Here is a 9,282-nt window from a genome sequence, read left to right as displayed (position 1 = left end):
CCCCCCAGGCGTCGCCAGAGAACTGCCAAGCCCCCACACCAACCCTGGAAACTCTCATGTCAGTCTTCCCAAGCCTTATCCTATCCATAGCAGGCCGTCGGATACCCATTTTTTATTTTAATATTTAATATTAATAATCCCCGAAGGCCGCCCGGCCGCCGCATAGTCGAGCAACGTTAACAGAGTGGCTGGGGAATATAGCAAAATGTATAAAAATAGTGGCTTCTAGGGGGGTGGCGGCGGTAGTCTAGCCTGGTTTAGGATGGCGGCCTTCCACGCCTGTGCGAGGAGAGCCGTTGATCCCGGGTTCGAATCCCGGCCGCCGCATAGTCATGGTGTTGTGTTCCAGATAACCAACGCCCTGGTGTGCCTCCCTTGGCGGAGGCCTTCGTAGGCTGTGTTTATCTCTTCTGGTTTGTATATGTGTGAGATTAATCTTTGTGGGTTTATTTTCCCGGCGGCGGCTAGGGAGAGGAGTTCTGGTATGTCTACCCTTGGTCTGTAGCCTAGGCTCCCCACTATCTTTATGCCGTTCATTACTAGGTGGCTGGCTGGTATTTCAATTGTGGATGTGCCTAGGCCTGTTACGATAATTGTCCCTCCTCTCCTTATAGACTCTAGAGCTATTTTGAGATCTGGGTTGGGTTTAGTTTCGTAAACCACGTCGGCCCCTTGGGGCAACACGTCTCTTATCGCACTTATGGGGTCGCCGTCTGTCGTACCTATTACATGCGTGGCTCCAAGTTCCTTGGCTTTTTCAAGAGCTGTTTTCCTCATGTCGACCGCCACTATTGGACGGGCGCCTAGGGCGTTGGCAAGCTCCACAGCGGCGAGTCCCACCCCGCCGACTCCAACTATTACCAGACCTGTGCCGGGGCCTACGCCGGCCTCTTTTAAAGCCCTATACGCTGTGCCGTAGGCGCATGATATCACAGCCGCCGAGTGAATATCCAAGCCCTTGGGGATTGGATATACCGCCGTCTCGGGCACTGCCATGTACTCGGCGTGTCCCCCGTTTAGCCCCACCAGCCCGGGCATCCTCGCCGCGGCGTATGGGCAGTAATTCTCTTGTCCCCGTACGCACCAGTAGCACTTGCCGCATGGAATTATCCACGACACCACGACGGGATCGCCGGGCGAGAGGCCGTGTGGGTTTTCACACCTCGGGCCAAATTCGACTAGCCAGCCGGAGACTTCGTGGCCGAGTATAAACCCCTCGGGCGGTGGAATTATTTCCCCGTCTAGTATGTGGAGATCTGAGTGGCAGATCCCCGTGGCCGCGACTTTTACCAAGACCTCCCCCTCCCCCGGCGTGGGGCTTGATATTTCTGAAATTTCCAGTGGGTGCCCCGGCCCCTTGTAGAGCGCCGCTCTTATCTTAAGTGGTATCTTCATTGGACGCCTACTTTCTGCGCGGCTTTGATCATCGCTAGAGATGCCGTGACGTACTGAGCCAGGACGGAGAAGCTACCTTTTAATTTTGCCTAACACCATGGCTGGTATGGGCTGGAGCCTCCCAGCTATTACGTCAAGCCACGTCTTGTAATCCGCCTCAAGTATGTATGGGGCGTCTGCCCGCGAAATTGCGTCGCCTTGGTAGAACTCGGACCCGTGGCACTGTCCGTGTTTTAGTAGAAATTTCATCGCAACTCTATCCCCCACGCCTAGTTCATGCGGGAGGTTTGTCGCGAGAAATATTATGTCGCCTTCCCACCTCGCCGCGGCGCTCTTATACTCTGCGGATTCATTTAGAGCTTTACAGAAAGCCTCTGCCCATTCCCTGCTCGGGAATTTTGGCATGTATTTTAGTGGGGGTCTAGTATTTTAAGTCATCGCCTAGAAGGGTTCCATTGCACGTCTAATTTTTGCCGCATGTTATACCACCCTTTTTACTACGTGGCAATAAGAGGGTGTTTTAGTCGTTGTGCTGGTTTATGTATTTCTCCTCTCTAGGAGCATGTCTAGCGACTTTTTTTCTAGGGCGCCGAGGGCTTCGTTTAGGGCGCGGCATCCCGCGGCGTCGCTGTTTTTACATTTCTCGTACTTCGCCAGGGCTTTCTGGGCTAGTTGCTCGTTTATTCCTTCTTTCCTCCTGGCCAGGGCTTTGAGGACTGCGAGTGTCTGGGCTACGCACTCGGTGTCTGGGCCTTGGCTCCTCTCCACTGTGCCGTCTTTTTTGTATGTGATTAGGTGGACTGTGCACGTCTCGTTGTCGTAGGACATCTCCATCCTCTCCGCCGCCGAGCCGAGCCCCGGCTTGGCGCCGCCTGCTAGGGCTTCCTCGACTCTTGTGACGAATCTCAGTATCTTCAGCCCCAGCCTTAGGGACTTCTTGTCTAGCCTCGCCAGTAGCTTGTATGCGATTTTCTTTAGGTCGATAATTTCCTCAAAGCTCAGCTGTGTGGGATCTTTGTCTAGTATCTCGTCTATCCTGTCCAGGTCCTCGATGGTTAGCGGGCCTGTGGAGGCTATGTTTTTCAAAGCGGCGGCCTCTGCGGGGGTCACCAGGCCCTTTGAGGCGAGTAGGGAGGTTAGGAAATCGACGAGTACGTAGTCCCGCTCCCTCTTTCTAATAACCTCGGCGTATAGGGGGATGAGGTAGAGCTCTAGGGATTTGATGAGTCTATAGGTGATGAGGCCTAGGGCTACGACGGAGGCTGAGAGGATGGCGATCATTACGGTGGTTAAATCCACGGGGGTTAGGTATGCTGTATATAAAAACTTTATTAAAGAGGGGGTATACGCCTGTCGTGAGTTGGAACTTGGTTGTGGCGACTGGGTGGAGGCTTGAGAGGCTTTGTATGGAGGAGCTTTATAGAATTGGGGACGTGGTGGGGAGGAGGGTTGAGGAGGTGTGGTTCACGGGTTTTGACGGCCTGCTGACGGCGAAGGTGGAGGGGGACCCGCTGGAGTTTGTAAAGTTGCTGAACGATATGGTGAACAGCAACTACTACATCCCGAGGTACGTCTTGAGGGCGACGCCGATCATGGTGGTGGTGAAGACTGACCTGGATGAGGTGCAGAGGGCGGCGGGGGAGCTGGCGGAGCGCTACATAGCGCCTCAGGAGAGTTTTAAAATTGAGCTGAAGAAGAGAGGCGTTAAGTTCGACAGGATGGCGGTTATTGAATACGTGGCTAAGGCGGTGAACAGACGGGTGGATTTGACGCGGCCGGATAAGATACTCTGGATCGAGATGTTTCCCAGCAGGACGGGTCTCTCGGTGATTAGAGAGGAGGAGAACTTCTCACTCATGAGGGCTAGGGCTCATGAGTGAGAAGTACGTCGCGGTGGAGGGTAGGCGGGTCCGCTACCTCGTGGGCGGCTCGGGGAAGCCGCTGGTCCTCCTCCACGGCTGGTCTTTAAACGCAGACACCTGGGTGGAGAGCGGCGTGTTTAACACGCTGGCCAGCCACTTCGCCGTGTACGCCATCGACATGCCCTACGGCATAAAGACGAAGAGCGAGAGGTTCCAGGCGCCGCGTCGTGAATACGCTGTTTTTCTCCGAAGGGTGCTAGACGCCTTGGGTCTGGCAGATCCTCCTCTGGTGGGGCCTAGCGCCTCTGGCGAGGTGGTGCTGTGGTACGTGGCGAAGAGGTTGCCCACCAGGGCGGCTGTGGTGGTGGGGCCTGTGGGGCTGGCGGGGGAGTTGCTTGAGGAGCTTAGGGGCGCCGGCGTGCCCATCCTCGCCGTCTGGGGGGAGAGGGACGAGGTGTCTCCACCGTCGAAAGCCTCTCTGCTGAGGGACTTGGCCAAGGTGGTGGTTTTGAGAGACGCGGGGCACGCCGCCTATCTAGACAAGCCGGGGGAGTTCGTAGAGGCTGTGCTAGACTTCCTTAGGGGGGTTTATTGACCTGAGCGCCTCGGCCACCTTCACGGCTTGTCTAGTCTCCAGCGGGTTGTGGGTCCTGATTACATGCGCGCCGTTGAGCGCGGCTACGGCCTCAGCGGCGAGGGAGGCCGGGAGCACCTCCTCAGCCCTCTCGACGCCGGCTATCTTCCTTAGGAAGGATTTCCTGGAGACGCCCACCAGTATGGGTCTGCCCAGCTCCCTAAGCGCGTGGAGGTTGGCGATGAGGTGGAGGTCCCACTTCCACCACGGCCACTGGGGATCGCCGTGTCTGTACTCCCCCCTCACCACGTGGGGCTCGTCTCTGGGGGGCAGTAGGGGGAAGCCGATTCCGGGGTCCACCACTATCCTCTCGCTTTCCACGCCGCATTTCTCAAAACGCTCCACAGACTCCCTAAGGGCCTCCGCCACTCTCTTGATTGGCTCAAGCCCGGCTCTGGGCTGCGTCTCCCTAGCCACGAGTACGACCGATGCGCCGTAGTCCGCCACGACTCTGCACATCTCGGGGTAGAGCTTGCCTCCCGTCACGTCGTTGACTATGGCGGCCCCGGTCTTGAGGGCGTACTCAGCCACCGCGGGGCGAAATGTGTCTACGCTGATTGGTATCTTGACGGTGGCGACTAGGTCGGGTAGCACGGCCCTGAGCCGCTCAAGCTCCTTCTCCGGGGGTATCCAAGTCTCTAGGTAGGGGGCTGTGGACATGGCCCCCACGTCTAGGATGTCTGAGTGTTTCTCCAGCTCGGCGGCCCTCTCCACCGGATCCGCGAGGGCTACGGAGCCCTTGTAGAAAGACTCGGGCGAGAGGTTCAGCACGGCCATTATGCGGATGGGCTCGCCGTCGCCGACCGCCACGCCTCCCAGCACCGCCCTGGTTTTCATATCTTTGAGATATGTACAGGTTATAAGGTGTTGTGTCTATATGGCCGTGGCCGTTAATTTTTAATTTCTTGAGTATTATAATTTATGCAAAAAGTTGTACGCGGCCGGAGTTATGTGTTCGAAGGCGAATTGGCTGGAGATGTTGTTACGTTACTTGAGAAGTGGGGCACCGTGAAGAGGAGCGGCGAGGTCGTCATCTTCTCAATTGACAGCGGCGAGATAAAGATTCGAAAGGTGTCTGAGAGCCCGAGCGCTGTGGTTAGGCGCATCTACATAAGCCCCTCGTGCGGCTGTCTTCTAGAGCTGGACGAGACGCGTAACTTCGAGGAGGGGAGGGTCTCCTATTCGCTCTACAAGCTGAGGCTTTGTCAGGAGCACCAGGCTTAAATTCTGGAGTCGGCTCCATCTTCGTGGCGAGGGCTTATGTGGAGACGTATGGATGTTGGCTGGCTAAGGCGGATGCGGAGATTATTAGACAGCGCCTCGGCTTGACGCCGGTGGACAGCCTGCGGGAGGCCGACGTTGTGCTTATCTACACCTGCGCGGTCAGGGAGGACGGCGAGGTGAGGCAGCTGGCGAGGATAAGGGAGCTGGCGGCGGCTGGGGGGAGGCTGATCGTTGCTGGGTGTTTGGCTAGGCTTAGGCCGTACACCATAAAGTCCGTGGCGCCGCATGCCGAGTTGATCTACCCCGAGGAGGTGGAGGGAAGCAAGCGCCGTGAGATGAGGATTCTGCCTAGGTACGGCGGGGGGGTGGTGTACACAGTGCCGCTCCAGGTGGGTTGTCTGGGCAACTGCGCCTTCTGCGCCACGAAGTTCACTAGGGGTGGCGCCGGCTACGTCAAGAGCGCCGATCCCGACGACGTGGTGAGGCACGTGAAGGAGGCGGTGGGGCGGGGGGCTAGGGAGATCTACCTCACGGGGCAGGACGTCATTACCTACGGCTTCGACATGAGGTGGAGGCCGGGCTGGACTCTCCCGGACATCCTAGAGCGTATTTTAAGGGAGGTGGAGGGGGAGTACCGGGTGCGCATTGGGATGTCGGAGCCGTGGGTATTTGAGAAGTTTGCAGACCGCCTCCTGGATGTGGTAAAGAGCGACGGGAGGGTTTACCGCTACTTCCACCTGCCCGTCCAGTCGGGTAGCGACCGGGTTCTGAGGGCGATGGGCCGGAGGTACACCGCTGACGAGTACCGGGAGCTTGTGAGGAAGATAAGGCGTGTCCTGGGTGAGGCTACGTTCATCGCGACTGACGTCATCGTGGGGTTCCCCGGCGAGGGGGAGGAGGATTTCTGGGCTACTGTGAAGCTCGTGGAGGAGCTCCAGTTTGACAAGGTGCACGTGGCGAGGTTCAGCCCCAGGCCATTCACGGAGGCGGCTGTGATGCCTAGACAGGTGCCGGACGCCGAGAAGAAGAGGCGTAGTAAGATGCTGTCGGAGCTGTCGCTGAGGGTGGCGCATCTCAGAAACGGCCTTAGGGTGGGGACCGGCGACGTGGTCCTAATCGACGAGGTTGACCACGGCCTCGTGGTGGGGAGGGCCGGCGACTACAGACAGGTGGTGGTAAAGAGGGGCAACTCGGCCGACGGCCTCATGGGCCGGTTTGTAAAGGTGCGTATTGCCGGCGCAGGTCCTATATATCTGTACGGCGAGGTTATAGAATAACCTGCTCCCAGGGGTACCTCTTGGAGTACTTCTGGCTTCTCAGCTCCTCAAGCCTGGCGAGCAACGCCTTGACGTCGCCCTCCGCAATTTTCCTGAACAGCGGCTTCACGTCGCCCAGGGGAGTCCCCGGCGTGGGAGGTCTGTAGGCCTCGTCCCACGTCATGAGGGTGGCTAGGCCCATCATCCTCCACATCTGCTCCGCGCTGTCCGGCACGACCGGGGCGAGGCCGAGGGCTAGGTACTTCAGCGACCAGTAGGCCCGGTGCATCACCGCGTTTGCCGCCTCCGGGTCCCTCTTGGCGAGGTCCCACGGCGCTCTGGAGTTTAGGTATTTGTTGCCCTCTCTGGCTATCTCCACCACTGTGTGGAGGGCGGTTTTAAGCTCAATGGCGTCGTAGTGGGCCTCCGCCTGTCTAAAGAGGCGGGTGGCCTTGTCGATGAACTCCTCGTCTTCATACGCCGGCTTGCCGGGGGGCGGCACGGCGCCGCCCATCCTGCTTTTTATGAAGCTAAGCACCCTGTTCACGTAGTTCCCCACGTCGTCGTTGAGGACTTTGTTGATCACCTCTAGGGCGGTGGACCAGGAGTAGTTGGTGTCTCTATTCTCCGGCCTTATGTAGACCAGCACGAAGCGCCAGTAGTCCACTGGGAGTAGCTGGAGGGCTTCGTCTATCCATATACCCCACCTCCTACTCTTGGAGAACTTGTCTCCCTCGTAGAGGAGGTATTCGGTGGAGGCGGTTGTGGTGGGCATGACGTAGCCCTCCCCATTGGCCATCAAGAGGGCGGGGAGTATAATTACGTGGAAGGGGACGTTGTCCTTCCCCACGAAGAAAACCACCTTGGTCTCTGGATCCAGCCAGAACTTTTTCCACCCCTCCTCACTCCCCGCGTTTTTGAAGTGCTCAATCACCGCAGATATATAGCCCAGCACAGCCTCGAACCAGACGTATATCGTCTTCCCCTCGGCGCCTGGGAAGGGGGCGGGTATGCCCCACTTGTTGTCTCTGGTGACTGCCCTCGGCCTTAGGCCCTCCTTCAGCATGGCTAGGGACATCTCCTTGGCGTTGGGCGGCAGGTGGGGGTTCTCCTCGACGTATTTCCTCACCCTGTCCTCCAGCTTCCGGAGGTCGAGGTACCAGTGCTTCGTGACTCTCCACTCCGGCTTCGACCCGCATATGGCGCACCTCGGCTCTACCAACTGCTTGGGGTCTAGCAGGCGGCCGCAGTTTTCGCACTGGTCGCCCCTCGCCCTCTCGTAGCCGCAGTATGGACACTTCCCAATTATAAACCTGTCTGGGAGGTATATCTTGTCCCGGGGGCAGTACGGCACCTCGTCTTCTCTGGTGAAGATGTAGCCGTTTTGGTACACCTTCATGTAGAACTCCTGGACGTATTTGATGTGGTTTTCTGAATGGGTGTGAGTGTAGAGGTCGAAGGATATGTTCCACCTCTTGAAGAGCTCCGCCACTATGGCGTGCATCTTCATGGCGTATTCCTGGGGGTCCACCCCCAGCTGTATTGCCTCCACCTCCACCGGGGTGCCGTGGACGTCGCTCCCCGAGACGAACACCACCTCGTGTCCTCTGAGCCTTAGATATCTGGCGTAGACGTCGGCCGACAGCACGGAGCCTATCATGTTGCCTAGGTGGGGCACGGTCTGGACGTAGGGCCACGCCGACCCGATCACGTATCTAGCCACGTTGTGTAAAACGGCGGTGTTTTTAAGCTCTCCCAACCACGGATCTCAGAGCTGTCTTGACGGCGGGCCAGACGCCGCCTTTTTCATACGCTTCTAACACAGCTGACCATTTAATTCTCAACACCAAGACTGTAAGCGCCGCCGTCAGCGCCACCAGAGCCAGAGTAGCCAGTATGCCGTTTCCGAACAACCCCTCAAGCATCCCAGTTAACAAGTCGGCCCAGAATACTAGCAACGTTGCAAGTACCATCTTGCCTGCGAACAGTGCCGTGAAGAAACGGCCCACGTGGTACCCCGCAGCGCCTAGCGGTATGTACAACACGTCGTCCGCCAGAGGCGACATGGCAAAGATAAAGACAGCCACGTCTATCCCCAGCTTCGAAATCTTCTCAAAAAGCCTCTTGGCGTACAAAAGCTCGTCCCGGGCCACCAGCTTCCCAATGCCGTAGCCGTATAGGAACACCACCAGCTTCCCCAGCGCCGCGCCCAGCGCAGTCGCCACAGCCGCCAGTAGCTGGCTGGCGGGGTCGCTGTGGCTTGCGACGTAGTATATGGTGGCGGCGTAGCCCGGCAACGGGGCAAAGGGAATTACGTGGGATATAAATACGGCTAGAAATACACCCAGCGGACCCAGGGCGTCCACGCCCCGCGTTGCTCACCTCCCAAATCTCCTCTGCCTGCGGGAGTACTCCTCCACCACGTATGCCAGGTCCTCCCTCTCCACCTCGGGCCAGAGCTTGTCGAGGAAGATGAGCTCTGAGTAGGCCGCTTGATAGAGGAGGAAGTTGCTCAGCCTCTTCTCGCCGCCGGTTCTCAACACGACGTCGGGCTCAGGGTTCGGCAAGTCCCTAGTGTCGAGGCAGTGGAAAAGCGCGTCTTCCGTTATCTCCGCCAGCTTCACCTCGCCGGTGAGTATCCTCTTGACGCAACGGACAATCTCGGCGCGTCCGCCGTAGCCCAGGGCGAAGGTGACGTGGTAGTTGGAGTAGTTCTTTGTGGCTGACTCCAGCTCCTCCATAAACTTCACCACTCTCCCCGGGAGGAGGGATCGGTCGCCTATGAAGCGGATTCTCACCTTGTTTTCATGGATTAGGGGGTCCTCCAACGTTTTTCTCAGCTCCTCCTCGAATATGCGGAATAGTATCTCCAGCTCCAGCCTGCTTCTCTGCAGATTTTCTGTGGAGAGGG

Annotated in this window: 11 protein-coding genes and 1 tRNA gene; 5 read left to right on the top strand and 7 right to left on the bottom strand. The window is 57.9% G+C overall.

Going from position 1 to position 9,282, the window contains the following annotated elements; genetic code table 11:
- Positions 1–236: 236 nt before the first annotated feature.
- A tRNA-Gly gene (locus ACP5J3_RS07955) sits at positions 237–327 on the top strand.
- Between the two features lie 3 nt (positions 328–330).
- Here the strand turns inward: ACP5J3_RS07955 and ACP5J3_RS07950 are convergent.
- The 3 genes from ACP5J3_RS07950 to ACP5J3_RS07940 all read right to left on the bottom strand — a co-directional run bounded on the left by ACP5J3_RS07950 (position 331) and on the right by ACP5J3_RS07940 (position 2,694).
- Complete coding sequence (locus ACP5J3_RS07950) at positions 331–1,395, bottom strand: alcohol dehydrogenase catalytic domain-containing protein (RefSeq protein WP_428495197.1); 1,065 nt, start codon at positions 1,393–1,395, stop codon at positions 331–333.
- 72 nt (positions 1,396–1,467) lie between these two features.
- Positions 1,468–1,800, bottom strand: a complete 333-nt coding sequence (locus ACP5J3_RS07945) for an SCP2 sterol-binding domain-containing protein (protein WP_428495196.1) — start codon at positions 1,798–1,800, stop codon at positions 1,468–1,470.
- A 132-nt stretch (positions 1,801–1,932) separates the two neighbouring features.
- A complete protein-coding gene (locus ACP5J3_RS07940) occupies positions 1,933–2,694 on the bottom strand; it encodes a hypothetical protein (protein ID WP_428495195.1) in 762 nt (253 codons plus the stop codon).
- A gap of 56 nt (positions 2,695–2,750) precedes the next feature.
- On the opposite strand from ACP5J3_RS07940, the gene ACP5J3_RS07935 reads away from it, so the two are divergent.
- Positions 2,751–3,275 (top strand): THUMP domain-containing protein, encoded by a 525-nt coding sequence (locus ACP5J3_RS07935; RefSeq protein ID WP_263244554.1) that lies wholly within the window; start codon positions 2,751–2,753, stop codon positions 3,273–3,275.
- The gene (locus ACP5J3_RS07930; protein WP_428495194.1) at positions 3,268–3,852 is read left to right on the top strand and encodes an alpha/beta fold hydrolase; all 585 of its coding nucleotides are present in this window, start codon (positions 3,268–3,270) and stop codon (positions 3,850–3,852) included. Before ACP5J3_RS07935 ends, ACP5J3_RS07930 begins: the two co-directional genes overlap by 8 nt.
- Here the strand turns inward: ACP5J3_RS07930 and ACP5J3_RS07925 are convergent.
- Positions 3,826–4,728 carry a dihydropteroate synthase gene (locus ACP5J3_RS07925; protein ID WP_428495193.1) on the bottom strand — a complete coding sequence of 301 codons (903 nt, stop codon included), beginning with the start codon at positions 4,726–4,728 and terminating at the stop codon, positions 3,826–3,828. The genes ACP5J3_RS07930 and ACP5J3_RS07925 overlap by 27 nt on opposite strands.
- Positions 4,729–4,812: 84 nt before the next feature.
- Between ACP5J3_RS07925 and ACP5J3_RS07920 the strand changes: the two genes are divergently transcribed.
- Together ACP5J3_RS07920 and ACP5J3_RS07915 are read left to right on the top strand one after the other, a co-directional pair.
- Positions 4,813–5,115 carry a hypothetical protein gene (locus ACP5J3_RS07920; protein WP_428495192.1) on the top strand — a complete coding sequence of 101 codons (303 nt, stop codon included), beginning with the start codon at positions 4,813–4,815 and terminating at the stop codon, positions 5,113–5,115.
- A gap of 23 nt (positions 5,116–5,138) precedes the next feature.
- Positions 5,139–6,392 carry a tRNA (N(6)-L-threonylcarbamoyladenosine(37)-C(2))-methylthiotransferase gene (locus ACP5J3_RS07915; RefSeq protein ID WP_428495191.1) on the top strand — a complete coding sequence of 418 codons (1,254 nt, stop codon included), beginning with the start codon at positions 5,139–5,141 and terminating at the stop codon, positions 6,390–6,392.
- Here ACP5J3_RS07915 and metG read toward each other — a convergent pair.
- The 3 genes from metG to uppS form a co-directional block, all read right to left on the bottom strand.
- The gene (metG, locus tag ACP5J3_RS07910) at positions 6,382–8,094 is read right to left on the bottom strand and encodes a methionine--tRNA ligase (protein ID WP_428495190.1); all 1,713 of its coding nucleotides are present in this window, start codon (positions 8,092–8,094) and stop codon (positions 6,382–6,384) included. The genes ACP5J3_RS07915 and metG overlap by 11 nt on opposite strands.
- A gap of 22 nt (positions 8,095–8,116) precedes the next feature.
- Positions 8,117–8,737, bottom strand: a complete 621-nt coding sequence (locus ACP5J3_RS07905; RefSeq protein ID WP_428495189.1) for a VTT domain-containing protein — start codon at positions 8,735–8,737, stop codon at positions 8,117–8,119.
- A gap of 12 nt (positions 8,738–8,749) precedes the next feature.
- A partial coding sequence (gene uppS, locus ACP5J3_RS07900) for a polyprenyl diphosphate synthase (RefSeq protein ID WP_428495188.1) occupies positions 8,750–9,282 on the bottom strand: 533 nt, incomplete at its 5' end.

This window comes from Pyrobaculum sp. (assembly GCF_049971835.1).
Lineage (GTDB): Archaea > Thermoproteota > Thermoprotei > Thermoproteales > Thermoproteaceae > Pyrobaculum.
Note: the sequence above shows the minus strand (reverse complement) of the source record. Positions and strands in the feature narration are given on the sequence as shown.

What these genes read in the sequence shown, in the direction of transcription:
- ACP5J3_RS07950 (WP_428495197.1), bottom strand. Translation starts at nt 1,395, where the DNA reads ATGAAGATACCACTTAAGATAAGAGCGGCGCTCTACAAGGGGCCGGGG.
- ACP5J3_RS07945 (WP_428495196.1), bottom strand. Translation starts at nt 1,800, where the DNA reads ATGCCAAAATTCCCGAGCAGGGAATGGGCAGAGGCTTTCTGTAAAGCT.
- ACP5J3_RS07930 (WP_428495194.1), top strand. Translation starts at nt 3,268, where the DNA reads ATGAGTGAGAAGTACGTCGCGGTGGAGGGTAGGCGGGTCCGCTACCTC.
- ACP5J3_RS07925 (WP_428495193.1), bottom strand. Translation starts at nt 4,728, where the DNA reads ATGAAAACCAGGGCGGTGCTGGGAGGCGTGGCGGTCGGCGACGGCGAG.
- ACP5J3_RS07920 (WP_428495192.1), top strand. Translation starts at nt 4,813, where the DNA reads ATGCAAAAAGTTGTACGCGGCCGGAGTTATGTGTTCGAAGGCGAATTG.